We start from the raw sequence: 26,814 nt of genomic DNA, 5'->3' as shown, positions 1-26,814 counted from the left end.
GTGTCTCCGTGACTCTCGTCACGCGTCGTTCGATCAGACGTATTCGCCCGTAATAGGCGCTCGCGGACGTGAGAGTAATCAGGGGACACGAGTGTAATCGGGTCCGAGACGGGGCCGGCGGTCGGGCGCGACCGGGCTCACTCGACCAGCGGGACGCAGCGGACCGGCCGGTCGGCGGCCAGCAGGAGGTTCTGGGCGGTCGACCCGAAGACCACCTTGCCGACGGGCGTGCGCTTGTGGACGCCGATGACGAACTCGTCGGCGTCGACCTCCTCGGCGAACGCCAGCAGGTCCTCGACGGGTTCGTTGCCGCGGACGAACTGGTGGGTCTCGACCGTGACGGGCAGCTCCTCCATGCGGTCGACGACGACCTGGATGGCCCGCTCGCCCGCCTGGACGTCCCCGCCCGTGGTGTCCTCGCCGCCGACCAGCGAGTTGACGACGTACAGCGTGTCGTCGGTGTCCACGACGTCGGCGAGATAGTCGGCCAGCGCGTCGCTCGATTCGGCCGCGTCCGTCCCGACCACGAGTTCTGTCATACCCTCACGTTCGGCGAGGGGACGCATAAATCCCGGCGCTCAGTCGCCGTCCGCCGCGGTCTCCGGTGATCGAGAGACCGCGCCCTCGCGGGAAACGCTTTCCCCGACGCCGCTCCCCGGATGGGTATGGCGAAGTTCCTCTTCTGTTCGCTGGACGCCGCGCTGATCGGCGACGTTGCGTGGCAGGTCCACCGCGAGGGCCACGACGTGAAGTACTACATCGAAGCCGAGCGCGACCGGGAGATCGCCGACGGGTTCGTCCCGAAGACCGACGACTGGCGCGGCAACGTCGACTGGGCCGACGTGATCGTCTTCGACGACATCTGGATCGGCGACGATGTCGGGACCGGCGAGATCGCTCGCGACCTGCGCGCGGAGGGCCACGCGGTCGTCGGCGGCACGCCGAACACCGACCGGCTGGAGGAGGACCGGGGGTATGCGATGGAGGTCCTGGAGGAGAACGGCGTGAACACGCTCGAACACCGCGTGTTCTCCGACTTCCAGGCGGGGATCCGGTTCGTCGAGGAACACCCGGCGCCGTACGTCATCAAGCCCCTGGGCGAGGTGCAGAACGTGAAACGCCTGCTGTACGTCGGGCGCGACGGCGACGGCAGCGACGTGGTCGACGTGCTCCGCGCCTACGAGAAGGCGTGGGGCCACCGGATGAAGGGCTTCCAGCTCCAGCGCCGGGTCGAAGGCGTGGAAGTGGCGGTCTCCGGTTTCTTCAACGGGGACGAGTTCGTCGAACCGATCAACCTGAACTTCGAGCACAAGAAGCTGTTTCCGGGGAACATCGGCCCGCAGACCGGCGAGATGGGGACCTCGATGTTCTGGACCGGCAAGACCAGACTGTACGAGGAGACGCTCGGGGAACTGGAGCCGTGGCTCGCGACGGAGGGCTACGTCGGGAGCATCGACCTCAACTGCATCGTCAACGACAGCGGCGTCTACCCGCTGGAGTTCACGCCGCGATTCGGCTATCCGACGATCACGCTGCAGGAGGAGGCCTTCGAATCCGGGACCGGCGACTTCTTCTACGACCTGGCGCGCGGCGAGGACCCCGAGCTGGAGGTCCATCAGGGGTACCAGATCGGCGTCCGCGTCGTCCTGCCGCCGTTCCCGTTCGACGACGAGAAGACCTACGACGAGAACTCGCGCAACGCCGCGGTCGTCTTCGAGACCGAGTCGCGCGAGGGGATCCACATCGAGGACGCCAAGCGGGTGGACGGCCAGTGGCGCGCCGCCGGCGAGAACGGGATGCCCATCGTCGTCACCGGGAAGGGCGAGACGATGCAAGCCGCTCGCCAGCAGGCCTACGGCCGGATCGACGACGTCATCATGCCGAACATGTACTACCGCGACGACGTCGGCGAGCGGTGGATCGACGGCGACGGCGACCGGCTGCAAGCGTGGGGGTATCTGGGGCCGGCGTAGACCCGCTGTCCGAGCGGCGAGACAGATCTGCCGACGCGGCCGGCGTCACCGAGGGTACAGGGGCTTCCACTGCGGCGGTCTGCCGCCAGCGATACGTTGTTGTCCGATCCCGACATATCTGCGCGCATGGACTTCGAGGAGCTCCTGCGGGCAGAGCCGGAGCGCGACGGGCCTGGTGCGGCCGATACGCCGGGGTCGTCCCAGCGGCCGCGGCTCGCGGCCGACGAACCGCACCCGGACGTCCAGTCGGTGATGGACTCGCGGCGGTGGCTCCAGTCGGTCTCGATGTCGACCCTGGGCGCCCGCGGCATCCGCCTCCTGACGAAGGTCGGGACGTGGCTCCAGCGGGAGGACCCGCCGGCGGTCGGAGACGCGACCGACCTGACGATCCAGGGACCGGACGGCGAGCTAGACGTTCGGCGCTACCGGCCGGAGGCCGCCGGGCCGTACCCGACGGTCGTCTTCTACCACGGCGGCGGGTTCGTGCTCGGCAGCCTGGATACCCACGACCTGCTCTGTCGTCACCTCACGATCGAGAGCGGATGCGAGGTGGTCTCCGTCGACTACCGACTGGCGCCGGAGCACCCGTTCCCGGCCGCCGTCGAGGACGCCTACGCGGCCCTGGAGTGGGCGGCCGACGACCCCGCAGTGCTGGACCGAGACGGACACCTGGCCGTCGCCGGCGACAGCGCGGGCGGCAACCTCGCGGCGGTCGTCTCGCTGATGGCCGCCGAGCGGGTCGGGCCGGGCCTCGACTACCAGACGCTCGTCTACCCGGCCGTGGGGACCCGCGAGGACCAGGCGTCGATGCGGGAGTACGCCGGCTACGTCCTCTCCGAGGACGACATGCGGTGGTTCGACAGGTGCTACTACGGCAGTGAGATCCACCGGCGGAACCCGTACGCGGACCCCACGCGGGCGTGCGACCTCTCGGGCGTGCCGCCGGCGACGGTGGTGACCGCGGGGTTCGACCCGCTCCGGGACGGCGGCATCGCGTACGCCCGCAGACTCGTCGGCGACGGCGTCTCGGTCCGCTTCCGCAACTACCCGTCCATGGTCCACGGGTTCGTCGGCATGCTCTCCGAGAGCGAGGACGTCGACCGAGCCCACGAGGCCGTGGAGGCGATCGGCGAGGACTTGCGCGTCGCGCTCGGTGGGTCGTGAACGGGGCCGCCCCGAATTTGTAGCTCTGTCCGGCTACCGCAGAAATCGGACTGGCAGTCCACGCGAGCGAGAGCGACTGTCGCGTCGCCCTCACGACTGACGGCCGGTACAGGGGTTCAAACGAGAAGATTCCGGATATCTCCCCGACGTGCTGGAAGAAGCAGTCGAAAGTGCCCGAGGGAAGTGAGACTAATCTGTCCGACTCTGTAGGGAGAACCGGACACTAATTTCAACCAGCTACGTGCCGAATTCTCCATTCACTGCAACCTGCTTATTGGGCAAAGGTTGAATACTCTCACTGGTTTTTAGTCCATAGATGCGCAGAAGCCCCTCGTTTGATCGTCAGCGTGTCATTGTCTATGCTGCGATAGCGGCCATTTTAGGCTTCTTGATTGGATTTCTTGAACAGGGTAGACTTGGTGGCGGTCTTGTACTCGGGCTGGTGGCCGGAGTAGCAGTTCCCCTTGGTCTTCTCCTAATCAACGTGGTTTCTCGCTACATTGAAAGGTAGCTCACCTGTACTGACCAGATCCGGCTCTGTGCGCAGAACTGGACACTGCAATCAGTGAATTACTTGAATAATCATCACTCAGAATACGTGAGAGTCATCAAACTACTTCTGGTTCTGTTTCCAGGCATTCAATCCACCGTCAAGGGCGCTTGCATCTTTCCCTTGGTCTTGGAGTTCGCGTGCTGTTTCTGTCGAGGCGATTCCCGCGTCACAGACCATTACGAGTTCCTCATCGTCCGGGAGGTCGTCCAGTTCCGTCAACGCCTCCTCAACATCCCCCGAGAGAAGGTCTCCTCGAATCGGGCGATTCTCGCTGTGCTCAATGTGGTCTTCTTCGAAGTCCTCCGCTGGCCGAATATCGACTACACGCACGTCCCCGTCGTTCTCTAACTTCGCCCGAAGCGTTTCAGGGTCGATCGTAGTCATCTACAGTGATGAGACACTTCCAGTTCCAAGAAGACGGTGATTTGGGTAACGGGCAGATGATAGCTATACTCCTGGACTGAGCGGATCCGAGTCAGAGACCCGGACACTAATTTCAGCGGATTACTCGATATATTGAACGAACTCGTCCAACGTATCTGTGAGTCCGTCTACCTCCTCTCCATTAACTTCAGCAGAATAGCGGACGATGAACGTATCTCTCTCGTCGGCGTGGTGAGCCTTGTCTACCTGGTTGACACCCTTCCAAATCCCTGTGACTTCAATTTGCCCGTGTTTAGTATGAGAATACGTCTCCCCCCGTTCAATAATCCGCTCAGAATCTGAGCCGGGTAGATCGTCAGACCCGTCCATGCAACGTATGCGTCTGCACGATTCATGTCTCTGTTGGTAGACGCAGAATGTAGGGTAGAGTTAGACTCTACTGTCGCTACAGAGGTGCCAAAACAGATTGGCCAAGAGCCCATTTGAAATCACGACGAATTGGAGAGTACCCCTCCACGGGGAACGAAGCAATCCGCTTCGTTGGGCTGCCGAAGCCCGTCCATTATACCGTTTCACAGACGAACTTGCCGCGTAGTTGTCCATGGTGGAGCGATCGGCGTTAATATTCCGTGTCTGAAGACTATGTGTTCCTCAGAAGACGGCCCTTGATCTGCACTAAGCGATTGAGTTACGCACAGTCCGTGCGAGAACGACGGTATCCGGACAGGGGAGATCCGACTTTGGACGGAGAACCGGACACTAATGTCAGCCGACGACTCGGAGGACCACCTGCTCAGTTTTGTCTACGCGCTCGATACCGGTCTCGTAGAGGCGATACCTCACTACCGCTGAAGGGTTGTAGGCGAACTCACAGAGAGCGGGCCAACGCTTCGAACTCGTCCGGCTGAATCGGCTTCTCGAGGCACGCGTCTACTTGCTCTTCGAGATCGTCTAATTTGAGGACGGCGCCCTGTTGAGACCCCGAGATGGCGATTATCGGGATCTCCCTCATTTCGTCTTCCATCTCCGCTAACACCTCCTCTCCGTCCATCCGAGAGAGATGGAGGTCTAGAAGGATAACGTCTGGCCGCGGGGCATCGAAATACTCGCCTTGCTGTTTGAGAAATTCCAGCGCTTCTACCCCATCGGAGACGACGTGAGTCGTGGGGTCGAGATCGGTTTCCTTCAACATCTCTTTCGTTAACCGAACGTCCCCCGGATTGTCTTCCACCAAAAGAATATCGCCAAAGATGTTTGGGCATTCCATCCTGTAATCGCACGACTCTGCCAGAAATAAGGGTTGCGTCAGATCTCTCTGGTGGTAGTGTAACCGGTGAGAAAACAGAATCTATCTGATCTGTACGGACCGATTGGATTACGCGCAGTCCGTACGAGAGTGGCCGCGACTGACTGGACGGCGTCGGATCGCGCACAGCGATCGGGGGCGCTCGCTCAGAACCCGAACGCGCGGCGGTACTGCGGCGGGCCGGACACCTCGTCGGTGGCGTCGAGGGCGTCCGCGGCGCGGAGTCCGAAGTACGGGTCGCGGAGGAACTCGCGGCCGACGATGGCCAGGTCGGCGCGGCCGTTGGCGACGACGGCCTCGGCCTGTTCGGGCGTGGTGATCCCGCCGACGGTCCCGATAGCGACGCCGCTCTCTGCGCCCTCGCGGACGGCCTCGGCGAGCGGTAGCTGGTAGTTCGGGCCGACCCGGTCGGGGTACGAACCCGGCGCGATGCCCCCGCTGGATACGTCGACGAGGTCCGCGCCGACCTCGTGGAGTCGGTCGGCCAGGCGTGCGGACTGCTCGGCGGTCCAGGCGTCGCGGTCGTCGAACCAGTCCGTCCCGGAGATGCGGACGAACACCGGTTTCTCGTCCGGCCAGACCTCGCGGACGGCCTCGGTGACCTCCCGGGCGAGTCGCGTCCGACCTTCGAAGTCGCCGCCGTAGTCGTCCTCGCGGTGGTTGGTGACCGGCGAGAGGAACTCGTGCAGGAGGTAGCCGTGGGCGGCGTGGACTTCGGCGACCTCGAACCCGGCGTCGCGGGCGCGTTCGGCCGCCTGCCGGAACGAGCCGATGACCTGTTCGATGTCGCCCTGTGTCATCTCCCGCGTCGGCGGCGCGTCGCCCTTGTCCTCCTCGTCGTAGGGCCACGGATCGCCGCTCGGGGCTACCACCTCCCAGCCGCCGTCGTCGGGATACAGGGGGTGGGACCCGTCCCACGGTCGCGTCTTCGAGGCCTTGCGGCCGGCGTGGGCGAGCTGGATGCCCGGGACGGCGCCCTGCTCTTTCACGAAGCGGGTCGTCCGTTCGAGCGCGTCGGCCTGTGCGTCGTTCCAGATGCCGAGGTCCTCCGGGGTGATCCGGCCGCGCTTCTCGACTGCGGTGGCCTCGGACATGACGAGACCGGCGCCGCCGACGGCGCGCGAACCGAGGTGGACGTGGTGCCACTCGGTCGCGAGGCCGTCGCGCGCCTCGCAGGAGTACTGGCACATCGGCGAGACCATCAGGCGGTTCGGGACCGTCGTGTCGCGGAGTTCGAGCGGGGAGAACAGCGCTGTCATCGTCGGGGGTTACGACCGTCCACTGAAGTATCGTGCGGCGGACGCAACCCGTTCCGGCTTCTGCCGGGAATCGGCTCGACTTGCCGACTCCCGGGTCCCGAAAACGCGGTGTCGCGTGCCGGGGTTACCGACTCGTCTTCGTTCGGTGACGGACACGTCTCACGGGAGATACGTCTCCTCACACTCCGCACAGACGTACATGCCGTACGACTCCTGTAGCTGCCGCGTCGTCTCACACAGTTCACACTCCCGGTAGACGCGATCGGTGTGGCTCTCCGTCTCGCCCACGGCGCGACTCGAACGGTGCCGGGCGGGACGGTCTGCGGGGATCTGTGGTCCGTTCACTGTGGTTGGCGATACGTGCTCTGGACGAAAGAGTATTTACTTCTAATATGCCACAAACAGCCTATTCGGGCGCTTAAACCGGCATTTCTGGTAGGTTCAGATCGGCATTCTGACCACCGAGACGGGCCTGCGTCCGCGAACTATGCGGTCCCGGGGCGTCTGCCCCGAGGGCGTATCCGGACCCATCGGATCGGCGTAAGTGGGGTCCGGTGGTCGAAGGCCGGGCGCTCACTTCATCCATCGCGGCCGCGTCGGCACGTCGAAGCGGTCGGTGACGACGAGGCCGGTGCCGAACAGTCCCGCCAGCGCCACCGGGATCCAGTTGCCGAAGGCGGCGTTGACGGCGCCCCAGAGGATCACGAAGCTCACCATGTCGTCGAGCATGAACGGGCAGGAATCGAGCCGTGCGAGCAGGGCCTCGCGGTCGAGTCCCCAGTCGAAGGCCGCGACGGCGACCGTCGCCGAGAGCACCCAGCCCCGGTAGTTCGACCACGGGACGCCGTAGAACGCGCCGCCGCCCTCGTACGACCAGAACCCGAGGGCCACTGCGCCGGGGTCGAGGACGAGGTCGACGGCGACGACGGTGCCGACGACGACGGGCAGGCGAACCCACGGCGAGCGGGCGAGGTCGCCGAGCAGGAGCAGGCAGAGCAGGTAGCTGTTGAGGACGAGCGGGAAGAAGAAGACGGGGAGCGCGAGGGGGACGCCGCCGACCATCGGCCCGAGGGCGACGCCGTACTCGAAGGGGCCGTAGGGCTGGCCGGTCGTGACGCCGACGTATTCGATCCCGTAGGCGTAGGCCGCGAGCGCGACCAGAGCGACTGTCGCCTCGCGGTCGACGAGGGGAGCGACGCCCGCGACGAGGGGCAGGCGCATTACGACGACGCCGACCAGAACGAGCCACGGGTTGAACGCGAGGGCGGGCGGGAGCAACTCCAGCGCGCTGGCGAGCAACAGCGCCGCGCCGGTGACGGGGAAGACGACGGCGATGGTGAAGCGGTTGGTCCGGACGAGTCGGTCGAGGCGGGCTTCCAGCCACTCGCGGTCCATCCGCTCGGGCGCGGGCAGGCCAAGAGCCTCGGTCGGATCAGGTGGCATAGACGATCCTCCAGAGGCCGCCCATCGTCAGGAGGGTCCCGACGGCGGTGTTGAGGACGGGGAACCACCAGTACGCGCGGTCGACCGAGACGTCCGTCAGCGCGACGGCGGCGGTGAACAGCGGGTAGACGGCGAGCAGGCCGCCCCAGAACGGGTGGACAAGCGCGAAGACGGCCGCCGAGAGCGCCCAGACGAGACAGCAGTACGCGTAGGTGCGCCGTTCGCCGAGGACCGTCGCCGTGGTCTCGATGCCGGCGGCGCGGTCGGGTTCGATGTCCGGGATGGCGGAGAAGGTGTGCATCGCCATCGTCCAGAGCCAGGCGCCGGCGACCGCGAGGGCGGGCGGAAACCGACCCGCGACGGTCGCGTAGGCGACGACGCCGGGGAGGACGTACAGACCGTTGGAGACCGAATCGAGGAACGGCGTGGTCTTGAACCGCAGCGGAGGCGCGCTGTACTCCGTCGCGAGCGCGAGGAAGGCGAGCATCGCGACGACGGCTTCCGCCGGGAGCGCCGGGAGGAAGGCGAGGGCGAGAGCGCCGCTCGCGAGGACGGCGGCGAGGACTCCCCGGTCGCCCCGGTAGCGGACTTCCTTGTCCCCTTTCTTAGGGTTCTCCGCGTCGACGTCGGCGTCGAAGATATCGTTGACGCCGTACAGGAAGACGTTGGCGGGAACGAGGAAGTAGACGGTGAGCGCGACGGTGAGCGGCGTGAACAACTCGGCGGTGTCCCGGGTGGCGAAGACCGCGCCGACGGCGGCCGGGCCGGCGAGGTAGAGCCAGAAGCGGGGCCGGGAGACGCGGAGGAGGTACCCGGCGGTGGTGTCGGGGGGCGCGAGCGCGCCGAGGCGGGCGGACACCGATGGCATCGAGTCGTCGGGCATAGGTACGGGAGCGAGTTAACTGCCGCCCTCGGCTCAGTTCGCGTCCTCGACCAGCGCCTCGGCGGTGTGCTGGCCGCTGATGAGACACATCGGGACGCCGATGCCGGGGGTGGTGAACGACCCGGTGAAGTAGAGGCCGTCGACCGCTTTCGAGCGGTTCGGAGGCCGCAAGAGCGCGGTCTGTCGGAGCGTGTGGGCGAGGCCGAGCGCGGTCCCCTGCGTCGCGTTGTACCGGTCCACGAAGTCGGAGACGCAGAACTCCTCCTCGAAGACAATGCGGTCACGCAGGTCCGTATCGGCGTTCTGGGCCACGTCCGTGAGGATCTGCTCGCGGAAGCGGTCGCGCTGCGCCGGGGTGTCTTCGAGCCCCGGCGCGATGGGGGCGAGAACGAACAGGTTGCTGTGGCCCTCCGGCGCGACCGTGTCGTCGGTCTTCGAGGGGACACAGAGGTAGTATGCCGGCTCGTCCGGCCAGTCGGGCTCGTCGAATATCTGCTCGAAGTGGGGGTCCCAGTCGTCGGGGAGGACGAGCGTGTGGTGGGCGAGTTCCGGCACGTCGCCCTCCACGCCGAGGTAGAGGAGATAGGCCGAGGGCGCGTACGTGCGGTCGTCCCAGTAGTCGGCGTCGTACTGCCGCTCGTGCTCGGGGAGGAGTTCCTGCTCGGCGTGGGCGTAGTCCGCGTTGACGACCACGCGGTCCGGACGGCGCTCGGTCCCGTGTTCGTCGACGACGGAGAAGCCGCGCTTGCGGCGAGTGATCTCCGCGACTTCGGCGCCGGTCTCGAAGGTGACGCCGAGTTCGCGACAGAGGTCGACGAAGGCGTCGATCACGACGCCGATTCCCCCGGGGTGGTCGCCGTTCTCGTCGGGTTCGTTCGCGACGGGGTAGTAGACGCCCATGTTGAAGTCGACGTGGCTCATCATGTTGTAGAGCGCGGGCGTGTTGCGGGGCGACCCCCCCAGGAACACCAGCGTGTACTGCATTATCTGCTGGAGTTTGGGGTTCTCGAAGTAGTTCTCGACGTGGCTCTGCATCGACCGAAGGAGCGTGAGACCGACTGGTGTCGCGCGCATCACGTCGAGGTCGATCCAGTCCCGGAGCGACGAGCGGTCCTCGTAGACGAACTTCTCCATCGCGGTCCCGTAGTGGCGCTCGCTCGTCGCGAGGTACTCCTCGAAGGCCTCGCCGGCGCCCGGTTCGATGGACTCGAACAGCTCGCGGTTGGTCGCGCGGTCGGCGGCGACGTCGATCCGTTCCCCGTCGCCGGGCGCGGTGCCCTCTCCCTTGAAGAAGATCCGATAGTGCGGGTCCAGCCGTTCGAGGTCGTAGTAGTCGCCCGGCGTCCGGTCGAAGTGGCCGAAGAAGCGCTCGAACACGTCGGGCATGAGGTACCACGAGGGACCCATGTCGAAGCGGAAGCCCTCGGCTTCGAGGCGACTGGCGCGGCCGCCCAGCTGGTCGTTCTTCTCCACGAGCGTCACGTCGGCGCCGGCGTCCGCGAGGTACGCCGCCGCCGAGAGCCCGCCGACGCCGCCGCCGACGACCGTCACCGACATGCCGTCCGCCCGTTCCGAGGGCCCTGCCATCGTCCCCGATTGCGACGCGACGGGCAAAAAGGGGGTGCCCAACCCGTCCGGTCATCTCGCCGGGTCCTCCCGTCGCCCTCTGCGTTCGTCTCGTCACGTCGGCCCGCACGAGTTCACGCACTCCCGTCCTGTCGGCCGAATCCGGCTCAGCGACGGCGACGCCGGCGTCGCTACCGCCGTTCCCCGGACGGAGCGACAGACTTAATAATAACAGTCGCCGTTTTCATAAACAATGGATATTAACGAAAGTTCCGAGGTTAATAACTCGTCGCGAGGGATCTCGCTCGTGGGTGGCGCGGGCGTCCTCGCGCTGCTCGCGCTGTCGGCGGCCGCGGTCGTGACCGACGCGTGGAAGGTCCTCATCATCGGCTGGGTGGCGTTCGCCGCGATGGCCGTCGGCGCGCTTCTGGGGGAGCGAGCCGATGCGACCGACCCGCAGCGGCTCGTCTGGGGGTACGGGCTCGCGAGCGGTGCGATGGTGACCAGCGCCGCGATGTTTCTGGTCCCGCAGGCCATCAACATCGGTCGGTCAGCCGGCGCGCCGCAGATCGGCGGTATCGGCATCGCCCTCGGCATCGTCGTCGGCTACAGCGGCCACGTCGTCGGCCACCGCCTCACCCACCGGGACCTCCCGATGGACGTGACGACCGCGCAGATCACCGCCCACGCCCTCTCGGCGGGGCTGATCATCGGCCTCGTCTACGGGTCGATGCCCACGCTGGGGCTCCTGCTCGGCCTCGCCATCGTCTCGCACAAGGGCCCCGCTGGCTACGCCGCCGCGCGGCGACTCCGACGCAACGGCAAACCCGTCTCCGCGCTGTTGCTCCCCGCAGCGGGCGTCGGGATCACGGCCATCCCGACGGCAGCGCTGCCGATCCCGGGGATCGACGCGCTCAACGCCGTCGTCTTCGGCTTCGCCGCCGGCATCTTCCTCCACGTCGCGATGGACTTCCTGCCCGTCTGCGAGGCCGGATCGGAGATCGACCAGGTCTGCTCGCTCCACGAGGAGTCCCACGAACTGCTCGACCGGTTGCGCGTCCACGCCGTCGGGAGTACCGTCGTCGGCGCCGCGGCCGTCGTCGTCGCCTGGTTCTTCGTCACTCCGTGACCGGCTGATCGCGCCGAGGCTCAGAGTTCCCGTTTCGTCTCGGGGTCGTCCAGGTCCCAGAGCACGGCGGGGAGGAAGGCGTCGAGGTGGTCGACCACGCGGCGCTCCGAGACGCCGAGGCCGTCACAGTGCTCGTGGGCCTCCTCGCGGACGGAGACGTGGATGTCGCCGCCGTCGCGATCAGTGGCGTCGCCGTCCGCGACGGTGACTTCCAGGGGGAAGACCGAACATCGCGCGGGCTTCCAGTCGTGCTCGTCGTGGAGCGCGCAGAGGCCGTCGTCGCGCAGGAAGAAGCAGGCCGCGCCGTCGTCGCCGACGTGGTCCGCGCGGTCTTTGGTCTCCCTCCGGACGAAGTCCTGCCCGCGGAACTGCGTGGTCGCCTCCGAGAGGTTCGCGACGTTCGCGAGTTCGAGGAAGTCGGGTTCGTACAGCAGGACGCCGTGGTGACAGCACCAGGTGCACTCCTCGACGCACTCGAAGGTGAGGTCGGGGTCGAAGTCGACCACGGCCTCCTTGCCGGGGTGAACCTCGACCGCGCGGGCGTCCGTGGACACGCTCTCCCGTCCGCAGTCGACGGGCAAATGCCTTTCACTCCGGTTCGCGCTCTGGCGTCCGCTCGCGGCCCCGATCTCGGCCGTAATCGCGGCCCGCGGTGTCGTCGGCAGTCACGTGGTCGGGGGCCTCCACGTCCTCCGTTTCGAGGAGGCGTTCGAGGCGGCGCTCGAACTCCACGTCGTCGATCTCGCCGGCGGCGTATCGCTCGCGCAGGCGCTGGAGGGCGTCGTCCCCGGCGTCGTCGCGCTCGTCGGCGGTCGCCTCCGCAGTCGAGGGCCCGGCGAGCCACTCCTGAACGTCGACGTAGTCGGAGACGATGGCGATGACGGGAACGAGGAACAGCCAGCCGACGATGGCGACGGTCGCGGCCGCCGCCTCCCCGAGGAAGATCCCCGCCAGCGCCGTGAGCGGGAGCGTCGCGACCGCGACGACGGCCACGAGCGCCTCCATCGGATCGTCCGTCGCCTCGCTCATACCGTCAGCTACGCGCCCGACGGCATAATTATCGGGGGACGCGGCCGGACGCAGTGAAGTGTGCGCGTCACCGATATGCTCGCTGGCGCCGTAGAGGTACGTATGCCCATCAGTATCGACGAGTTCGAGACGACACCCGAACCGAAACTCCGCCCGCCGGCCGCGGGCGCCGAGAACGCCGACCGCGTGCTCGCTCTCCTCACCGAGCGCCGCGACGAGGCGTTCACGCCGGCCGAGATCTGTCAGCGAACCGGCGTCCCGAAGGGGAGCGTCGGCGTGGTCCTCGCGCGGCTCGAAGACCGGGGACTGGTCCGCCACCGCGGCGCGTACTGGACCGTCGCGCGGGCCGACCGCGCGAGGACGGCGACCCGTCGTTAGTTGTACTCGCGCCAGCGGTGGCCGCACTCCTTGCACTTGAAGAATCGCGTCGGCGGCTCGTCCGCGGAGCCGGTCTGTTTGATCGTGTACCAGGCGACGCCGTGGCCGCAGTCCTCGCAGGTGACGCTGTCGTCCGTCGGCTTGCCCTCGAAGTTGGCCCCCTCCTCGGTCTCGATGACCTCGTCGCCCGCCTGCTCGTCGGTGCTGACGAACTGGTCGGCGCGGTCCCGGTCGACGCCGGCGGTCGCGCCGCAGCTCTTGCAGACCATCTCGTCGCCGTCGGCGTGCATCATCGAACCGCAGTCGTCGCAGAACTGCATGTCACGTCCGTTGTCCCCCCGGCCGTATCAACTTCTCGTCTCCTCGCCGGCGTCGCCCGCCACAGCGTCCCGGGCCGGCCGCTTACACGTCGTCTCCGAGTTCGCGCCGCTCCGCGACGACCGGGCAGTTCGCCACGCGGACGGACTCGACGTCCACGAACTCCAGTATCTCCGTCCCCTCGTGCGCGCAGGCCACGTCCGGCGGTGGCGAGAAGTGTTCGCAGCCCTCGCAGTAGGCGTGTTTCGACACCTCGGCGACGTCCCCGTCGCCGGAGGGCGCTGTCTCGTCCGCCGCCGCTTCCACACCCGCCCCCGATTCCGAGTTAGTTCCGGCCCCGTCGTCGGTAGACTCGCCGGTGAGGCGCGCCCACACCTCGTCGGGATCGATCCCCTCCACGGCGGAGCGTTCGAAGGCGCTCGCCTCAGACTCGAAGGGGTCTCCGTCGTCTACCTCGACGTCTCCGAGCGGGTCGCCTGCGTCCGCTCGGGACGGGTCACCAGCGCGGTCACCGCTGCGGCCGCCGCGCTCGCCGTCTCCGTCCCGAGGGCCGGTGTCGTCGCCGGACCCCCTGTATTCGAACGGGTCGCGGTCGGCCCCCTCACCGGACGAGTCCCGCGGCGAATCCACTTCGAGCGAATCGAACGGGTCTCCCTCGCGGTTCCGGTATCCCTCGAAGGAATCGAAGGGGTCGCGGTCTCCGTCGTCCTCGTTTTCGTCGCGGTCGGGACTGGAATCGCCGTTCACGGCGTTCACTCCCGTTCGGCGGCGTCGGGCACGTTCGAGCGGTCGGTCTCGTCCTCGCCGCCGGCTTCGAGGCGGCGCGCGACGGTGAGCGTCGGTTTGCCGAAGAGGCCGCTGGGCAACTCGACGTCGCTGACGGTCGCGTCGCAGTGAGGGCACCGCGGCTCGTGCAGCAGCGCGATGTCGACGGGCTCCGAGCAGTTCCCGCAGAGCGCGCGGTCCGCGTCGAGCTCCGCGGCGGTGGCCTTCAGCCGCTCGATGGCGTCCGACCCGGTCGAACGGGCCTGTTCGGCCTCCCGGAGGTCGCTGACGACCCACGCGACCGTCCGCAGCCGCTCCTCGATCTCGTCGAGTCGGTCCGTCGCGCGCTCTATCTCGTCGAGCCGATCTGCCACCTCGTCCACGCGGTCTTCGACGTCCGCCGCGTCACTGTCGCCGTCGACGCGGGATTCGAGCCCGGCCAGCGCCGACTCCAGATCGTCGACCGCCGAGGAGAGCGTCGCGAGTTCGCCGAACTCCGGGTGGGAGTGGTCGGCGTCGGCCTTCCGGTCGGTCTCTCGTTTGACCTGGACGACCCGCTCGCGCACGTCGCGTATCTTCTCCGCGAAGTCGGCCTCGACGCGGTCGATCTCGGCGCTGAGTCCCTCTTCGACGGCCTCTACGTCGGTCCCGATCGCCGCGCTCACGTCCGCGTCGCCGAACTCCTCGGCGGCGCGGTAGGCCGCGAGCAACTGGACGACGACGGCCTCGCGGTCGACGCCGAGGTCGTCGGCCTTCCGGTCCAGCCAGGCCTCCGCGTCCGCGGGGAGCGACACGGACACCGCGGCGTCGTCCGACGACTCGCTCGCCATTACCCTGTGTTGTCCGGACGAGGTAGTTAAGGGTTTGCCACCGGTTCTCGAAAATCGAATCTGGGAATCGCCGTCGATGCGGCCGCTCGAACGCGATTCGGGCGCCTCGACGGAGCCGTTCCCGTCAGCGGATCTTGCGCACGTCGCTGATGTCGAAACCGCCGTCGCCGATCTCGGTCTCGAACTGGACGATGTTCTCGTCGTCGATCTGCGAGAGGACGCCCCGGAACTGCTTGACGACGAGCGTCCGGGCGCGGGTCGACCCGCCGCTGGCCCACTCGAACTCCAGGGTGCCGTCGACGCTGTCGACGAGCTGGCCGTACTCGGTGTCCGAGACGGTCTCGCGGCCGACGTGGGCGAGGATGACCCCGTTCCACTGGTTTGCGCCCTTCTGGAGGCCCTTGATGAGGAAGACCACGTCCGACCAGTTGACGTTCTCGTCGCGGCCGGCGGTGCTGATGAGGTCCGACAGCGAGTCGATGACCACGAGGTTCCCCGGCGCGTGCTGGACGAGCAGGCGCCCGAGTTCGCCGAGGATGTCGTCGCGCTCCTGGCGCGCCCGGAGGTCCTTGATGTCGGCGGTCTCCTCGGCGTACCAGTCCCGCGGCACCGGGCTCCGGTGGAAGTACTGCTCGGAGAGGTCGTGGTACCGGACCGCCTCGATGCCGGCGTCGGCGATCTCCTCGCCCATGGTGACGCCCACCTCCTCTGCGAAGCGGTCCTCGTCGGCCGTGAAGGAGACGAAGTGGACCTCGCCCGGCGGCCTGGCGTTCGCCGCGAGGTCGCCGTAGTAGAGGCTGTGGAGCTCCTCGTCGGCCCGCCCGAGGGCGTTCATCAGCGTACTCGTGTGCAGGAACTCCCGCGAGCCGGCGCCCCCCTCGCCGGCGACGAGGACGACGCTCCCCGCCGGCGCGCCGCCGCCGATCGTCGTGTCGAGCTGGCGGACGCCGAAGGGTATCCGGTCCATGCGCCGAGGATTCGTCCCCTCCCGCTTACCTGTTTCGCCGCAGTTCTCGCTCGCTGAAACGAACGACCGCTCGACCCGGGCGCCTACGACTACTCGATCCGGGCGCCCTCGTTGCGCGGGCGAGCGACCGTCACGCGCCCGCCGTCGGTCACGTCGTCGAGCGCGTCGCGGGCCGCTCCGGCCACGTCGTCGGCGTAGTCGGCGCTCGTCAGCGCGTAGACCGTCGGCCCCCAGGAGGACTGACCGGCGCCGGCGACGGCCGGCTCGTCGGCGAGCCGATCGATGACCGCGCCCGCCGGCGGTCGGTAGACGCCGCCCTGCTCGTCGGCGTACCAGGCGCCGTTGAGGCGGCCGAGTCGGGCGATCGCGCTCCCGAAGTCGGCGCGGTCGCCCGTGGCCGCCGCGGGGAGGAGGTGCTGGGTCACGAGCTGCGCGATCTCCTCGGCGATCCCGGGGTCGGCGCGCTCGACGACCGAGCGCATGCTCTCGTCTTCCTCGTCGCCGCTCCGCCCCGGGCCCGCGTCCGGGATCGCGAGGACGAACCGCCAGTCGTCGGGCAGGTCGTGGCGCGCGACGACCGGCGGGACGGTCCACTCGCCCTCTGCGGGCGGGGCGGTGGTGAACCGCTCCGTGGGGTGGCCGCCGTCGACGACGAACCCGCCGCGCTCGAAGGTGGCGACGCCGATGCCGCTGCGACCGCCGCGGCCGAGCGCGGGCGCGAGTTCCCGCGGGTCCACGCCGAGACCGTACGCGCCGGCGACGGCCGCGAGATTCGCGAGCGCGAACTGCGTCCCGCTGCCGAGGCCGGCGTGGCGGGGCAGCCGTTCGTCGACCCGCACGGCGGCGCCGGGCACGTCGAGGCAGTCGACGACCCGTTCGACGTACGGGGTCGCCGCCTCGTCGTCGCAGTCGACGGTGTCGGCGCGCTCGGCGCGCAGGTCCAGGCGCGGCTCGGCGAGCGCGACGCCGACGCCCCCGTAGAGCCGGTTGTGCGCGAGCGAGAGGTTCTGGAAGCCGACGTGGAGGCGGCCGCCGACCGTGACGCGCGTCATGGCCCGTCCGAGGCGCCCCCGGTCCTACGGCCTTTCGACACCGGCGTTCGTCGCCGGAGTCCGCGACGCTACCCTCTCGGGCCCGGGACCGTCGGCCCACGCCCTCCGATCCGGCCGTCCGGAGATCCCCGCTTATCGAGCCGATAAGCTGTCATTTACAATCCCGTCGGCGCGGGCAACTCGCTCCCATGGGAGAGAGACGCACGACAGAGGACCACCGCGACGACGCCGCCGAAAGCCGGGGGGAGGGCGGTGCCGGGTACTCCGCGAACGGGGGGAGCTACGTCGGGACCAGCGCGGACGGGGCGACTTCGGCGTCGAGCGCCGACGGACGGCGACGGACGGCGTCCGATGCGTCGCGGGTGAGCGGCACCCGCGACCGGGTGGGTAACGCGAACGACGGTGGTAGCGCGGCGGGCGACGGAGGAACCACGGCGAGCGACGAGAGTAGCCTGGCGAGCGACGGCGGGGCGAATGCAGTCGCCGAGGCGGTCGAGAGCGCCATCGAACGGCTCACCACGGCCGAAGCGTGGACGCCGGCCTCGGGGGCCGACGGGGAGGCGCGACCGGTCCGGCGGGCGCTCCGTCCGGACGAGTCGCTCCAGCTCGTCGCGCCCGGCGAACTGCTGGGGAACGACGGCGGACCGGCGACGGCGGGCCTCACCGACGACCGGCTCGTCGTCGCGACGGACGACGGACTCGTCAGCGTCGGCTTCGACAGGATCTGTGCGGTGCGCAGTTCCGTCGACACGGCGTTCGGCGTCCGCGGCCGCGACGCGCGCGTGCTCGGCGGCCTCGGCTACGCCCTCTCCGTCGTCGCCTTCCTCGGCGTGCTCGGCGCCGCGTCGAACCCGCTGACGCCGGCGCTCGCGCTCGCGACCGTCGGTGGCGCGCTTGCCTTCGGCCACGTGCGCCGCGAGGGCCTCGCGCTGAACGGGACGACGCCGACGGACCGACTCCGCCGGCACGGCCCGGTCGACTCGCTCGCGGACGCGCTCTCGGGGATCGAACGACGGGTCAGCGGGAGTGCGAGCGATGACCCGCTCGCGCTGTGGGCGGCCGGCGCGCTCGGGGTCGCACCGTTCGCGGCCCTCGTCGGTCTCGAAGCCGGCCTGCTCGCGCCGCTGTTCGCAGTCGCGACCGCAGGCAGTTTCGCGCTGGTGGTCCACGCCGTGCGACGCAGCGACGAGTTCGACGGGCTGGAGGTCGTCCGGACGCGTCGCCGGACGGTCGTCGCGACCGTCGACGACGGCTCCGCCGTGGCCGTGCGGACCCGCCCCGGCTCGCCGCTCGGTCGCGAACTCGCGGCCCGCGTGGGCGGCAGTGACGCGCCGTCGGCGGGTTCGGGGGTCGACGCGCGGTCTGCGGGTTCGGGCGGCGACTGAGAGGACGCGGACCGCTCTCCCGTCGCTTACGCCAGCGGGAGCAACTCGGTCGGCGGGCCGCCGGGGAGTTCGTCCCGGTCGTGCTCGGCGTCGAAGTGCAGGTCGGGCCCGCGGGCGATCAGCCGCTTGGGGTTGACGTCCGGATGGGTCGTGTAGTAGTGCTCCTTGATGTGGCCCATGTTCACCGTCTCGGCGACGCCGGGCGTCTGGTAGAGGTCCCGCAGGTACGGCCAGAGGTTGTCGTACTCGTGGATCGCCCTGACGTTGCACTTGAAGTGGGTGTGGTAGACGTGATCGAAGCGGATCAGCGTCGTGAACATGCAGATGTCGGCCTCCGTCAGGCGGTCGCCGGCGAGGTACCGCTGGTCTCCGAGCACCTCGTCCCAGTGGTCGAGCGCGCCGAACAGGTCGTCGACGGCCCGGTCGTACGCCTCCTGGGAACTGGCGAAGCCGGCGCGGTAGACGCCGTTGTTGATCGGGTCGTAGATGTCCTCGATGATCCGGTCGACCTCGTCCCGATAGCCCTCGGGATAGAGGTCCACGTCGCGCTCGGCGACCTCTCCGAACTCAGTGTCGAGCATCCGGAGGACCTCCTCTGACTCGTTGTTGACGATGGTCTCCTCTTGCTTGTCCCACAGGACCGGGACCGTCACGCGGCAGGTCGCGTCCGGGTCCGCTTCCTGGTAGACCTCGCGGAGATAGTCGCTCCCGTTGACGGTGTCGGGCGTGCACCCCTCCTTGTCGGGGGTGAACTGCCAGCCGTCGTCGTCGCGATAGGGATCGACCACGTCGACCGAGATGGCGTCTTCCAGCCCCTTCAGCGAGCGGATCAGCAGCGTCCGGTGCGCCCACGGGCAGGCGTAGGAGACGTAGAGGTGGTACCGGCCGGCCTCCGGCCGGAAGCGGGCGTCGGGGTCGTCCTCGATCCGGCCCCTGAACGTGGTCTCCTGGCGCTCGAACTCGCCGTCGTCGTTCGTGTAGTCGTCGATGTCCGTCCGCCACTCGCCGTCGACGAGTTTGTTCATATCGCTCAGACGTAGGGGCGCCAGACTCAAAAGGACCCCAGTGACCCGCGCGTAACCCGCCGTTCTCGGGGTCTGGCGGCGCTCACCAAAGAATTTAGTGTCATCCCGTCGATGGTTGCGCCAGTCACGACAGGTGGGCTGATGGAACACGTAATCGAAGTCGAGGACGGCGACGCCGCGGTACTCCGGGAGACCGGCAGCGGGGGGCTCATCGCGCGCGGCCTGCTCGCGGACCGGCCGCTCGGCGAGTACGTCGAACCCGCGGAGACGCCGCGGTACGTCGTCCGGAACAAGAAACGGGGGGTCTCGATCGAACGAACAGACGAAGGGGGCACGGCGGGGGACGGCGAGTCCGAAGGGGACGTCGTCCCCGACGGGGACCACAGCGCGGCGGCGCTCGTGACGGACGTCCGGGTGCTGTTCGCGGTCGGTCGCGCCGACGGCGACCGGACGCGGTCGGTGACGCTGTCGGACGTGGTCGACGCGCGGACCGACGACGGGCTCCTCGGGGGCGCGCTCGTCCTCGACACCGTCGACGGGCTGCAGTACCGGTTTCCGACGCGGGGCGACCTCGATTCGGTCCGGGAGTTCGTCGACGCGGCGGCCGCGACCTGGGCGCGCGCAGAGCGCCACCTCGAAGCCGCGGAAGACGCGCTCGACCGCGCCGACGCGGCGTTCGGATCGGCAGACGCGGACGAGGTGCTGACGGCGCTCGACAGCGCGCGCGAGGCGCTGGCGGGGGCCCGCGAAGCGGCGGCGTCGCTGGACGGCGCGGCCGCGTCGCTCGCCGACCGGTTCGAGTCGGCCAGGGCGCGGCTACGGGACTGCGAGCGCCGTGCCTACGCGAAACGGGCCGAACGGCTCGGCGAGCGGGCGCACGCGTGTCGAGAAGACGGCGACTACGAGGGGGCGCTGGACCTCCTGGAGCGGGCCGACGAGCGCTACGCCGCGGCGCTGTCGGTCGACGCGAGCCTGCCGACCGACCGCGCCATCGAGCGCCACCGCGACCGCCTCGCGGCCGAGCGCGACCAGCTGACGAACGAGCCGCTCGAACGCGCCGAAACCGCCGTCGAGAAGGCGTCTGCGACCGACAACCCGGAGGAAGCGGCCGAGTGGTGGGAGCGCGCGCTCGACCGGTACGAGGCGCTCCTCGCGCTGGACTGGGGACGCGACGAGCGGCGGTTCGCCGGCGACCGCGACCACGTCCGCGACCGGCTCGCCACCGTCGCCGGGCATCTGGTCGCGGCCCACTGCGAGCGCGCTCGGCGCGCCATCGACCTGATCGAGGACGCGCCGCCGGACGCGGCCGCCGCGGCGGACGAACGCGCGGCGTCGGCGCTCGACGCGGCCCGCGAGATCGCCCGCGAGCGCGTCCCGGACGAACTCGACGCAGTCGAACGGCTGCGGGACCGACTCGACGAGCGACGCCCGGTCCGCACCGACACCGGGGACGACGCCTCGGCCGACGCCGCCCGGGAGACCGTGGTGGTCCCGTCCGACGGCGACGGAGCGGACGAAGCGGCTTCCGACGATGCGTCGATAGGCGAAGACGCTGACCCTACGGACGACAGCGACGCGGACGAACCAGTGGACGTCGACGAGGAGATCGCGGACGCGCTCGCGGAGGCGATGGCGGGCGACGTCGACGACACCATCGCGGAGGCTGTCGACGAAACCATCGCTGGCGCGGGCGACGCCGAACCCGACACCGCCGAATCCGACACCGCTGAACCTGATACCACCGAACCCGACACCACCGAACCAGACATCGCGGAACCCGACGCAGCGACGTCGGACGACGAACCCGACACCGAGCGCGAGGGGTGGGTGTTCGTCGACGACGAGACCGACGGCGAGTGGGTCTCGGCCGAACGGACCGGGGAGGCGACTGGCAACTCGGACGAGAGCGACGCGGACTCCGAGGAGGGCGGTGCTGAGCCCGAGGAGAGGAGCGCGGATCCCGAGGGGCGCATCACGGACTCGCAGACGCGTATCGAGCAGTCGGGAGCGGCGGCGAGCGATGCCGGCGAAACCGAGCAGTCCACGGTCGACCTCTCGTCGGTGGGGGCCGACCGGTTCCGGGAGGTCGTCACGGCCCTGTTCGAGACGGCTGGCTGGGAAGTCGAGTCGCCGCGAGAGACGCTGGTCGCGTACGACGTCCGCGCGACGACGCCGGGGCCGGTCGCGGTGACCGCGGCGGTTCTGGCGGTCGATGCGGCGAGCGCGGCGGCGGTCGACACCGAGGACATCGACCGGTTCGCCGCGGCCGTCGAGCGTGCCGAGGGGCTCGACGAGGCAGTCGTCACCGCCGGCGCTCGCGTGCCGGCGCGAGTGCGAGAGCGGGCGACGGACCGCGGCGTCCGGGTCGTCGGCCCCGACGAACTCGCGGACCTGATCGACGGCGCCGACGGCTCGCACCTCGAAGCGAGTCCGCAGGAGCCGTGAACGAGGGCGGCTGTCGCGGGGGCACGTCGTTCGCCGTCTGCCGGAGCCGTTCGGCGGTCGGCGCCGGTCGGCGGGGTCGCGGCGTGTGGCAGGCGGGCTCACACGCCCGTGCGGGTTCGAAGCCCTTTTACCAACGCTAGGCCACGTCTACACCAAGACCATGGCCGAGAAACCAGCCTCGATGTACCGGGACATCGACAAGCCCGCGTACACCCGACGGGAGTACATCACGGGTATTCCCGGTTCGAAGATCGCACAGCACCAGATGGGCGACAAGAACGCCGACCCCGACGACTACCCGGTCCAGATCTCGCTCATCGTCGAGGAGTCCGTCCAGCTGCGCCACGGCTCGATGGAGGCCTCGCGCCTGTCCGCCAACCGCCACCTGATCAAGGAGCTCGGCGAGGGCAACTACAAGATGGTCCTCCGGAAGTTCCCCCACCAGGTCATCCGGGAGAACAAGCAGGCGACCGGCGCGGGCGCGGACCGCGTCTCCGACGGCATGCGCCAGGCCTTCGGGAAGATCGTCGGCACCGCCTCGCGCGTTCAGGCGGGCGAGCAGCTGTTCACCGCCTACTGCGACGTCGACCAGGCCGACGCCGTCAAGGAAGCGTTCCGCCGCGCCTACAACAAGATCACCCCGCCGTGCCGCATCAAGGTCGAGCGCGGCGAAGAACTGCTGATCGCGTAACGCGGCCTTCATCTCGCTTTCTCCGCCTTCCCCACTGACGAGTCTGTTCTCGCCGTCGGCTCTCCCGCTCGGTGTCTCGGTCGCTTCGCCGCCGCGCCAGCGGAGGGGCTAAGTGGGATTCGTCACAACGAGGGGGCATGCTTCGGCTGGCGGTCGCCACCGACGCCGAGACCTACGAGCGCATGCGCGAGCCGCTCGCCGCGCGCGACGTGCGCGTCGACCACGTGCAGTCACGCGAGCGGACGATCTCCCTCACCGACCCGCCGTGGGACGAGTTCGACGTCGGGTTCGTCTACCCGCCGCGGCTCATGGAGGGCGGGGTCGCCGACGCCGCGCTGGGCGTCCCGTGGGTCAACGACCGCGAGGCCATCCTCCGCTCGCGCAACAAGGCCGACGTGATCACCCGTCTCGCCGACGCCGGCCTGCCCGTCCCGGAGACGGTCATGGTCTCGAACCCCGTCGACGAGTCCGCGGTCGCGGCCGCCGCCGAGGACTTCGACTCGCCGGTCGTCGTCAAGCCGAACTCGACCACCCGCGGCGTCGGCGTCGCGAAGGCCCACGATCTGGACTCGCTGCTCGGCGTCGTCGACTACCTCGACCTCGTCCACGACTTCCACGCGACCGGCGACAAGTCCTACCTCGTCCAGGAGTACCTCCCCGGCGCGACCGACTACCGGGTGATGGTCCTCGACGGCGAGTACATCGGCGCCGTCGAGCGCCGCCTCCCCGACGACGCGCTGGAAGCCGGCCAGTGGAAACACAACGTCCACCGCGGCGCCGAGGCCAGCCGCGTCGATCTGGACCCCGAACTGCGCGAACTGGCCGAGCGGACCGCCGACGTGCTGGACGTCCCGTTCCTCGGCGTCGACCTGCTCGTGACCGACGAGCGCGCCGTCGTCAACGAGACCAACGCCCGCCCCACCATCGACGACGCCTCGAAGTACGTCGACGGCTTCTGGGACGACCTGGCCGATCTGATCCGGCGGACCGCCGAGGAGTGAGTGTTCGCGCTGGCCGGATTCGGTACTGCTGAACCAGACCAGACGGAATCATTCGTTCTGGATCCCCTCGGCGATCCGCTCCAGTTCGGCGAACTCGTCGTCCGAGTACGCGATGACGCGCACGTCGGCCACTTCTTCGGCGTCGTACTCGTCGACGGTCTCGCAGACGATCCGGGCGCCCTCGGCGAACTCGAAGCCGGCGGCGCCGGTGCCGAGAACGGGGAGTACGACCGACTCGCAGCCCAACTCGTCGGCGCGAGCGAGGGCGTTGCGGGTCGCGTCGGCGATGGACTCGCGTGTGGCCCGTCCGTCGCCGTAGTGGGGCATCGCGGCGGCGTGGATCACGTACGCTGCCTCGAGGTCGTAGGCGTCGGTGACGGCGACCTCGCCGAGGTCGACTGGCCCCTTCTCCATGGCATCGTCGTTTATCGGCCCACCGGCGGCTCGGCGGAGTGCCCCTGCGACCCCGCTACCCATCCGGAGGCTCGTGCCCGCGGCGTTGACCAGTGCGTCGGCCGACTGCCGGGCGATGTCGCCCTGGACGGTGTCGAAGTCCATGTCCGATGGTCCGGGCGGCTGGGCCTAAAATGCCGTCCCGGGGCCTCTGTGGGAGAACCCGGTAGGCTAAAGGGCCGCCGTCCGAAACCGTGGGATGTAGCGGGCCCGTATCTCAGTCTGGTTAGAGAGAGCGGCTCATAACCGCTTCGTCCTTGGTTCAAATCCGAGCGGGCCCATACCAGTATAAAGGAAAGCGGCCCTCTTTGCCGGTTTTTCGCCGGATGAGGTGGTCGCTGTGACCCCCCTTTCTGACCCCCCTGAACCCACCGACTACCAGGGGCAGATCTGCGACTTCTGCGGGTGCCGTATCGACGCGCCGCTGAAGCGCTGCCCGGCGAAGGAACGGGGGGTGTGTCGCCCATGAGCATCGAGAGCGGAAGCAACTGGCAGCCGAGCGACGATCTTCCGGACCGACTCGGCGGCCCGCCCACGCTGTCGATGCCCGACGACTGGACGAAATCTACCCCCTGGCGGCGCGCTCAAGAGGAGGCCGACGAAGGCGGCCCCATCACCGACGCCGAGCGCATGGTCTACCTCAGCGGCTCAGACCACCCGCACAGGGTGACCTTCGCGCTGAAGGGCCGGACGCTGCTGGCCGACTGTGACTGCAAAGCGCACCGGTTCAACGACGGTTGGTGCAGTCACGTCGCCTCGCTGTGGTGGCAGTGGACCCGCGGACGGATCGATGTTTCGCACCTCGACACCGGCCGCGAGTACCCAGAGCCACCAGCTTGGCTCCGCCTCGACGACGACCCGACCGCCTACGACCACCTCACTCCTGCCGAACTCGACGCGTATCTGACCTGCGACCTCGGAGAGATGGGTAACCGCGAGTACGCCGATCTGTCCGACCGCTCTGCCGGTACCATCGGCAACCTGCTCCGTCGAGCCCGCGACAGCCTCGGAGGTGTCGACCGGTGACCCGGGAGGCCCCCACCCTACCCCCTGAGCAAGATGCGGGGGGGTGTCCGCCACCATACCGTCGACTCGAAACGAACCCAGGGTTTAGCGCCCCCCGGATGCGGGCTAGTCGAACCCCCGTTTCATCTGTGTCCGCAGTCGAACCCCGATCTGCGGACAGGAGGGCGGCATGAGTTCCCGCGGAAGCCGACTCCCCGGCGACTCCGAAGACACCGACCGCCACCGGAGCGAGGAGCGCGCCGAAGCCCGCCTGTCGGGCGACCTGGCCGCCCGGTTCAGCGACTACATCGACGCCCACGGCGCCGCCAAGAGCGACGTAGTGCGCGACGCCCTCGACGATTTCCTACCGTCAGCGGAGCGGTCGAAGTACGTGCTGCCTGCCGACCCGGACCTGGCCGATGCCTACCTCGCTCTCGCCGGAGAGGAACCGCGCACGGTCACCGTCGAGGTGGCCGAGGACATCCTGTGCCGGGAGTCCCACCCGAACACCCCGAAGGAACTGATCCGCCAGGAGGTACTCGACCCGCTGGCCGCGACCGGTCTGGTTTCGGTGAGGTACGGGACGGTGGGGGTTCGCCCGCTGACACCCCGCGACGAGATCCTGGAGGGCACCGACGATGAGTGAGCAGTCCGCGAGCGATACCGAGTATGTCGCCCCTCTGGAGCAGTTGGAGGGAGAGACAGAGGTGAGGTTCCAATGCGGGATTGCGGCGGGCGATCACTTCGAACCGGGCGATCCCGAGTACTGCCCCCACGAACCCGAGACAATCGTACTCAACGAGCCTGCGTTCATCGACGAGCGTGGGAAGATCCACCTTCCGGGACGACCGGGCGAGTGTCCAGAGTGCGGGAACCCCCACGAGTTCCGTTTCAACGGTGTCGGGGTGTTCTTCTCATGAGCGGTGTTGAGCACGGCGACGTGTTCGACCTGCTGCCGTCTCTTGAGGCGGATTTCGGCCACGCGGCCGTCGTCGACTTCCCCTGGCAGTTCAACGCTGACAACGGTTCCGGGCGGTTCGAGTCCACTGGCTCGGATCGGGAGTTCGAGGTCTACCAGACCGAGGAGAACGACCGCCTCGCCGACGTGCTCGACGCGTTATCTCGGGTTCTGGTCGACGGCGCGTGGGTGTTCGTGTTCGCCGACGACGACACGGTGCCCGAGTTCCGCGAGTGTGTGGAGGAATCGCCCTTCACCTACCGTCGGACGTGCGTCTGGGACCGCGAGAAGTTCGGGATGGGCTACTACCACCGCGTGCAGCACTACCCGATCCTGACGGCCACGAACGGCGAGACAGACCGGTACATACAGGGCCGAGGAACGGTGTACCGGGCGCTCAAGCACGACGGCGAAGCATCGGACAGCGACTACCCCACCGGGAAGCCGGTCAAGCTCTACCGGCAGATGCTCGCCGAACCTGTCCTCGACGACGGGGAAAGACTGCTCGAACCGTTCTGCGGGCATGGCCCCGGCGCCGCGGTTGCCGCGGAACGCGGAATCGACTACTGGGGAGCGGACACGAATCCCGAAGCGGTGGAGCAAGCCCGCCAGCATCTCGAACAGACTCGGCTTACGGAGGGGCTTGTTACCGCCACGGACGGCGGTGAAAGCCCTTCTACCACGAGTGGAGGGGCTGACCGATGAGCGACGAAGCCACCGACCACCTGAGTCGGGTTGACGCCCGTGCTATCAGCGCGCTGACTGATCTGCACCAGATACACCTCTCCGATCTCACCCGCGAGTGGCACCGGTCTTAGTCAATCAATCACTTATCCATTCACTGATAGGTTT

Annotated in this window: 30 protein-coding genes and 1 tRNA gene; 13 read left to right on the top strand and 18 right to left on the bottom strand. The window is 68.5% G+C overall.

The window, feature by feature from the left end; all coding sequences use genetic code 11:
- Positions 1-137 precede the first annotated feature (137 nt).
- Positions 138-539, bottom strand: a complete 402-nt coding sequence (locus tag PSC72_RS09470) for a universal stress protein (protein ID WP_274325635.1) — start codon at positions 537-539, stop codon at positions 138-140.
- 120 nt (positions 540-659) lie between these two features.
- Here PSC72_RS09470 and PSC72_RS09465 point away from each other — a divergent pair, with 120 nt between their 5' ends.
- Both PSC72_RS09465 and PSC72_RS09460 read left to right on the top strand, forming a co-directional pair.
- A complete protein-coding gene (locus PSC72_RS09465) occupies positions 660-1,973 on the top strand; it encodes a phosphoribosylamine--glycine ligase (RefSeq protein WP_382261556.1) in 1,314 nt (437 codons plus the stop codon).
- A 126-nt stretch (positions 1,974-2,099) separates the two neighbouring features.
- Positions 2,100-3,137 (top strand): alpha/beta hydrolase, encoded by a 1,038-nt coding sequence (locus tag PSC72_RS09460; RefSeq protein WP_274325633.1) that lies wholly within the window; start codon positions 2,100-2,102, stop codon positions 3,135-3,137.
- Between the two features lie 613 nt (positions 3,138-3,750).
- Here the strand turns inward: PSC72_RS09460 and PSC72_RS09455 are convergent.
- The 8 genes from PSC72_RS09455 to PSC72_RS09420 form a co-directional block, all read right to left on the bottom strand.
- Complete coding sequence (locus tag PSC72_RS09455) at positions 3,751-4,074, bottom strand: rhodanese-like domain-containing protein (RefSeq protein WP_274325632.1); 324 nt, start codon at positions 4,072-4,074, stop codon at positions 3,751-3,753.
- 120 nt (positions 4,075-4,194) lie between these two features.
- Positions 4,195-4,443, bottom strand: coding sequence for a hypothetical protein (locus PSC72_RS09450; protein ID WP_274325631.1), 249 nt, complete (start codon positions 4,441-4,443; stop codon positions 4,195-4,197).
- 499 nt (positions 4,444-4,942) lie between these two features.
- A complete protein-coding gene (locus tag PSC72_RS09445; RefSeq protein ID WP_274325630.1) occupies positions 4,943-5,341 on the bottom strand; it encodes a response regulator in 399 nt (132 codons plus the stop codon).
- Between the two features lie 185 nt (positions 5,342-5,526).
- Complete coding sequence (locus PSC72_RS09440; protein ID WP_274325629.1) at positions 5,527-6,639, bottom strand: NADH:flavin oxidoreductase/NADH oxidase; 1,113 nt, start codon at positions 6,637-6,639, stop codon at positions 5,527-5,529.
- A 159-nt stretch (positions 6,640-6,798) separates the two neighbouring features.
- Positions 6,799-6,984 (bottom strand): hypothetical protein, encoded by a 186-nt coding sequence (locus PSC72_RS09435; protein ID WP_274325628.1) that lies wholly within the window; start codon positions 6,982-6,984, stop codon positions 6,799-6,801.
- Positions 6,985-7,212: 228 nt separating this feature from the next.
- Positions 7,213-8,082: a bisanhydrobacterioruberin hydratase gene (cruF, locus tag PSC72_RS09430; RefSeq protein WP_274325627.1), complete on the bottom strand. Its 870-nt coding sequence runs from the start codon at positions 8,080-8,082 to the stop codon at positions 7,213-7,215.
- Positions 8,072-8,950, bottom strand: a complete 879-nt coding sequence (locus PSC72_RS09425) for a prenyltransferase (RefSeq protein ID WP_274325626.1) — start codon at positions 8,948-8,950, stop codon at positions 8,072-8,074. The genes cruF and PSC72_RS09425 overlap by 11 nt, the downstream gene beginning before the upstream one ends.
- Positions 8,951-8,998: 48 nt before the next feature.
- Positions 8,999-10,552, bottom strand: coding sequence for a phytoene desaturase family protein (locus PSC72_RS09420; RefSeq protein ID WP_274325625.1), 1,554 nt, complete (start codon positions 10,550-10,552; stop codon positions 8,999-9,001).
- Between the two features lie 232 nt (positions 10,553-10,784).
- On the opposite strand from PSC72_RS09420, the gene PSC72_RS09415 reads away from it, so the two are divergent.
- Positions 10,785-11,660 carry a ZIP family metal transporter gene (locus tag PSC72_RS09415; RefSeq protein WP_274325624.1) on the top strand — a complete coding sequence of 292 codons (876 nt, stop codon included), beginning with the start codon at positions 10,785-10,787 and terminating at the stop codon, positions 11,658-11,660.
- Between the two features lie 20 nt (positions 11,661-11,680).
- Here PSC72_RS09415 and PSC72_RS09410 read toward each other — a convergent pair whose 3' ends face one another.
- Both PSC72_RS09410 and PSC72_RS09405 read right to left on the bottom strand, forming a co-directional pair.
- Positions 11,681-12,214: a YkgJ family cysteine cluster protein gene (locus PSC72_RS09410; protein ID WP_274325623.1), complete on the bottom strand. Its 534-nt coding sequence runs from the start codon at positions 12,212-12,214 to the stop codon at positions 11,681-11,683.
- Between the two features lie 34 nt (positions 12,215-12,248).
- The gene (locus PSC72_RS09405) at positions 12,249-12,689 is read right to left on the bottom strand and encodes an SHOCT domain-containing protein (RefSeq protein ID WP_274325622.1); all 441 of its coding nucleotides are present in this window, start codon (positions 12,687-12,689) and stop codon (positions 12,249-12,251) included.
- A 102-nt stretch (positions 12,690-12,791) separates the two neighbouring features.
- On the opposite strand from PSC72_RS09405, the gene PSC72_RS09400 reads away from it, so the two are divergent.
- A complete protein-coding gene (locus PSC72_RS09400; protein WP_274325621.1) occupies positions 12,792-13,067 on the top strand; it encodes a MarR family transcriptional regulator in 276 nt (91 codons plus the stop codon).
- On the opposite strand, the gene PSC72_RS09395 is transcribed toward PSC72_RS09400, so the two are convergent.
- The 5 genes from PSC72_RS09395 to PSC72_RS09375 form a co-directional block, all read right to left on the bottom strand.
- Entirely contained in the window at positions 13,064-13,387 is a 324-nt protein-coding gene (locus PSC72_RS09395; RefSeq protein ID WP_274325620.1) for a transcription factor S, read from the bottom strand. The two genes, PSC72_RS09400 and PSC72_RS09395, sit on opposite strands and share 4 nt — an antisense overlap.
- An 82-nt stretch (positions 13,388-13,469) precedes the next feature.
- Positions 13,470-14,132 carry a hypothetical protein gene (locus PSC72_RS09390; RefSeq protein ID WP_274325619.1) on the bottom strand — a complete coding sequence of 221 codons (663 nt, stop codon included), beginning with the start codon at positions 14,130-14,132 and terminating at the stop codon, positions 13,470-13,472.
- Positions 14,133-14,137: 5 nt separating this feature from the next.
- On the bottom strand, positions 14,138-14,980 hold the full coding sequence (locus PSC72_RS09385; RefSeq protein ID WP_274325618.1) for a hypothetical protein: 843 nt from the start codon (positions 14,978-14,980) through the stop codon (positions 14,138-14,140).
- Positions 14,981-15,104: 124 nt separating this feature from the next.
- Positions 15,105-15,947, bottom strand: coding sequence for an RAD55 family ATPase (locus tag PSC72_RS09380; protein WP_274325617.1), 843 nt, complete (start codon positions 15,945-15,947; stop codon positions 15,105-15,107).
- Between the two features lie 89 nt (positions 15,948-16,036).
- Entirely contained in the window at positions 16,037-16,999 is a 963-nt protein-coding gene (locus tag PSC72_RS09375) for a beta-ribofuranosylaminobenzene 5'-phosphate synthase family protein (protein ID WP_274325616.1), read from the bottom strand.
- Between the two features lie 188 nt (positions 17,000-17,187).
- On the opposite strand from PSC72_RS09375, the gene PSC72_RS09370 reads away from it, so the two are divergent.
- Positions 17,188-18,384: a hypothetical protein gene (locus PSC72_RS09370; protein WP_274325615.1), complete on the top strand. Its 1,197-nt coding sequence runs from the start codon at positions 17,188-17,190 to the stop codon at positions 18,382-18,384.
- A 26-nt stretch (positions 18,385-18,410) separates the two neighbouring features.
- Here the strand turns inward: PSC72_RS09370 and PSC72_RS09365 are convergent, their stop codons facing one another.
- Positions 18,411-19,409, bottom strand: a complete 999-nt coding sequence (locus PSC72_RS09365; protein WP_274325614.1) for a glutathione S-transferase family protein — start codon at positions 19,407-19,409, stop codon at positions 18,411-18,413.
- A 141-nt stretch (positions 19,410-19,550) separates the two neighbouring features.
- Here PSC72_RS09365 and PSC72_RS09360 point away from each other — a divergent pair, with 141 nt between their 5' ends.
- From PSC72_RS09360 to PSC72_RS09350, 3 genes are all read left to right on the top strand, one after another.
- Positions 19,551-21,854 (top strand): hypothetical protein, encoded by a 2,304-nt coding sequence (locus tag PSC72_RS09360; protein ID WP_274325613.1) that lies wholly within the window; start codon positions 19,551-19,553, stop codon positions 21,852-21,854.
- A 160-nt stretch (positions 21,855-22,014) separates the two neighbouring features.
- Positions 22,015-22,545 (top strand): 50S ribosomal protein L16, encoded by a 531-nt coding sequence (locus tag PSC72_RS09355; protein WP_274325612.1) that lies wholly within the window; start codon positions 22,015-22,017, stop codon positions 22,543-22,545.
- A 137-nt stretch (positions 22,546-22,682) separates the two neighbouring features.
- Entirely contained in the window at positions 22,683-23,546 is an 864-nt protein-coding gene (locus PSC72_RS09350; protein WP_274325611.1) for an ATP-grasp domain-containing protein, read from the top strand.
- A 48-nt stretch (positions 23,547-23,594) separates the two neighbouring features.
- Here PSC72_RS09350 and PSC72_RS09345 read toward each other — a convergent pair whose 3' ends face one another.
- Positions 23,595-24,104: a macro domain-containing protein gene (locus PSC72_RS09345; protein WP_274325610.1), complete on the bottom strand. Its 510-nt coding sequence runs from the start codon at positions 24,102-24,104 to the stop codon at positions 23,595-23,597.
- A 101-nt stretch (positions 24,105-24,205) separates the two neighbouring features.
- On the opposite strand from PSC72_RS09345, the gene PSC72_RS09340 reads away from it, so the two are divergent.
- The 5 genes from PSC72_RS09340 to PSC72_RS09320 all read left to right on the top strand — a co-directional run bounded on the left by PSC72_RS09340 (position 24,206) and on the right by PSC72_RS09320 (position 26,667).
- Positions 24,206-24,280 (top strand) — tRNA-Ile (locus PSC72_RS09340).
- 184 nt (positions 24,281-24,464) lie between these two features.
- Positions 24,465-25,025, top strand: coding sequence for an SWIM zinc finger family protein (locus PSC72_RS09335; RefSeq protein WP_274325609.1), 561 nt, complete (start codon positions 24,465-24,467; stop codon positions 25,023-25,025).
- A 169-nt stretch (positions 25,026-25,194) separates the two neighbouring features.
- On the top strand, positions 25,195-25,650 hold the full coding sequence (locus PSC72_RS09330) for a hypothetical protein (RefSeq protein ID WP_274325608.1): 456 nt from the start codon (positions 25,195-25,197) through the stop codon (positions 25,648-25,650).
- Positions 25,643-25,924: a hypothetical protein gene (locus PSC72_RS09325; protein WP_274325607.1), complete on the top strand. Its 282-nt coding sequence runs from the start codon at positions 25,643-25,645 to the stop codon at positions 25,922-25,924. Before PSC72_RS09330 ends, PSC72_RS09325 begins: the two co-directional genes overlap by 8 nt.
- Positions 25,921-26,667, top strand: coding sequence for a DNA methyltransferase (locus PSC72_RS09320; RefSeq protein WP_274325606.1), 747 nt, complete (start codon positions 25,921-25,923; stop codon positions 26,665-26,667). Before PSC72_RS09325 ends, PSC72_RS09320 begins: the two co-directional genes overlap by 4 nt.
- Positions 26,668-26,814 lie beyond the last annotated feature (147 nt).

Source organism: Halosimplex aquaticum (assembly GCF_028747785.1).
GTDB lineage: Archaea > Halobacteriota > Halobacteria > Halobacteriales > Haloarculaceae > Halosimplex > Halosimplex aquaticum.
The sequence above is the reverse complement of the archived record's forward strand: the minus strand, read 5'-3'. Positions and strand labels throughout refer to the sequence as shown.

Excerpts from the sequence above, each read along its gene's own strand:
- PSC72_RS09470 (WP_274325635.1), bottom strand. The coding sequence starts at position 539 with ATGACAGAACTCGTGGTCGGGACGGACGCGGCCGAATCGAGCGACGCG.
- PSC72_RS09465 (WP_382261556.1), top strand. The coding sequence starts at position 660 with ATGGGTATGGCGAAGTTCCTCTTCTGTTCGCTGGACGCCGCGCTGATC.
- PSC72_RS09460 (WP_274325633.1), top strand. The coding sequence starts at position 2,100 with ATGGACTTCGAGGAGCTCCTGCGGGCAGAGCCGGAGCGCGACGGGCCT.
- PSC72_RS09455 (WP_274325632.1), bottom strand. The coding sequence starts at position 4,074 with ATGACTACGATCGACCCTGAAACGCTTCGGGCGAAGTTAGAGAACGAC.
- PSC72_RS09450 (WP_274325631.1), bottom strand. The coding sequence starts at position 4,443 with ATGGACGGGTCTGACGATCTACCCGGCTCAGATTCTGAGCGGATTATT.
- PSC72_RS09445 (WP_274325630.1), bottom strand. The coding sequence starts at position 5,341 with ATGGAATGCCCAAACATCTTTGGCGATATTCTTTTGGTGGAAGACAAT.
- PSC72_RS09440 (WP_274325629.1), bottom strand. The coding sequence starts at position 6,639 with ATGACAGCGCTGTTCTCCCCGCTCGAACTCCGCGACACGACGGTCCCG.
- cruF (WP_274325627.1), bottom strand. The coding sequence starts at position 8,082 with ATGCCACCTGATCCGACCGAGGCTCTTGGCCTGCCCGCGCCCGAGCGG.
- PSC72_RS09425 (WP_274325626.1), bottom strand. The coding sequence starts at position 8,950 with ATGCCATCGGTGTCCGCCCGCCTCGGCGCGCTCGCGCCCCCCGACACC.
- PSC72_RS09420 (WP_274325625.1), bottom strand. The coding sequence starts at position 10,552 with ATGGCAGGGCCCTCGGAACGGGCGGACGGCATGTCGGTGACGGTCGTC.
- PSC72_RS09415 (WP_274325624.1), top strand. The coding sequence starts at position 10,785 with ATGGATATTAACGAAAGTTCCGAGGTTAATAACTCGTCGCGAGGGATC.
- PSC72_RS09405 (WP_274325622.1), bottom strand. The coding sequence starts at position 12,689 with ATGAGCGAGGCGACGGACGATCCGATGGAGGCGCTCGTGGCCGTCGTC.
- PSC72_RS09400 (WP_274325621.1), top strand. The coding sequence starts at position 12,792 with ATGCCCATCAGTATCGACGAGTTCGAGACGACACCCGAACCGAAACTC.
- PSC72_RS09395 (WP_274325620.1), bottom strand. The coding sequence starts at position 13,387 with ATGCAGTTCTGCGACGACTGCGGTTCGATGATGCACGCCGACGGCGAC.
- PSC72_RS09385 (WP_274325618.1), bottom strand. The coding sequence starts at position 14,980 with ATGGCGAGCGAGTCGTCGGACGACGCCGCGGTGTCCGTGTCGCTCCCC.
- PSC72_RS09380 (WP_274325617.1), bottom strand. The coding sequence starts at position 15,947 with ATGGACCGGATACCCTTCGGCGTCCGCCAGCTCGACACGACGATCGGC.
- PSC72_RS09375 (WP_274325616.1), bottom strand. The coding sequence starts at position 16,999 with ATGACGCGCGTCACGGTCGGCGGCCGCCTCCACGTCGGCTTCCAGAAC.
- PSC72_RS09370 (WP_274325615.1), top strand. The coding sequence starts at position 17,188 with ATGGGAGAGAGACGCACGACAGAGGACCACCGCGACGACGCCGCCGAA.
- PSC72_RS09365 (WP_274325614.1), bottom strand. The coding sequence starts at position 19,409 with ATGAACAAACTCGTCGACGGCGAGTGGCGGACGGACATCGACGACTAC.
- PSC72_RS09360 (WP_274325613.1), top strand. The coding sequence starts at position 19,551 with ATGGAACACGTAATCGAAGTCGAGGACGGCGACGCCGCGGTACTCCGG.
- PSC72_RS09355 (WP_274325612.1), top strand. The coding sequence starts at position 22,015 with ATGGCCGAGAAACCAGCCTCGATGTACCGGGACATCGACAAGCCCGCG.
- PSC72_RS09350 (WP_274325611.1), top strand. The coding sequence starts at position 22,683 with ATGCTTCGGCTGGCGGTCGCCACCGACGCCGAGACCTACGAGCGCATG.
- PSC72_RS09345 (WP_274325610.1), bottom strand. The coding sequence starts at position 24,104 with ATGGACTTCGACACCGTCCAGGGCGACATCGCCCGGCAGTCGGCCGAC.
- PSC72_RS09335 (WP_274325609.1), top strand. The coding sequence starts at position 24,465 with ATGAGCATCGAGAGCGGAAGCAACTGGCAGCCGAGCGACGATCTTCCG.
- PSC72_RS09330 (WP_274325608.1), top strand. The coding sequence starts at position 25,195 with ATGAGTTCCCGCGGAAGCCGACTCCCCGGCGACTCCGAAGACACCGAC.
- PSC72_RS09325 (WP_274325607.1), top strand. The coding sequence starts at position 25,643 with ATGAGTGAGCAGTCCGCGAGCGATACCGAGTATGTCGCCCCTCTGGAG.
- PSC72_RS09320 (WP_274325606.1), top strand. The coding sequence starts at position 25,921 with ATGAGCGGTGTTGAGCACGGCGACGTGTTCGACCTGCTGCCGTCTCTT.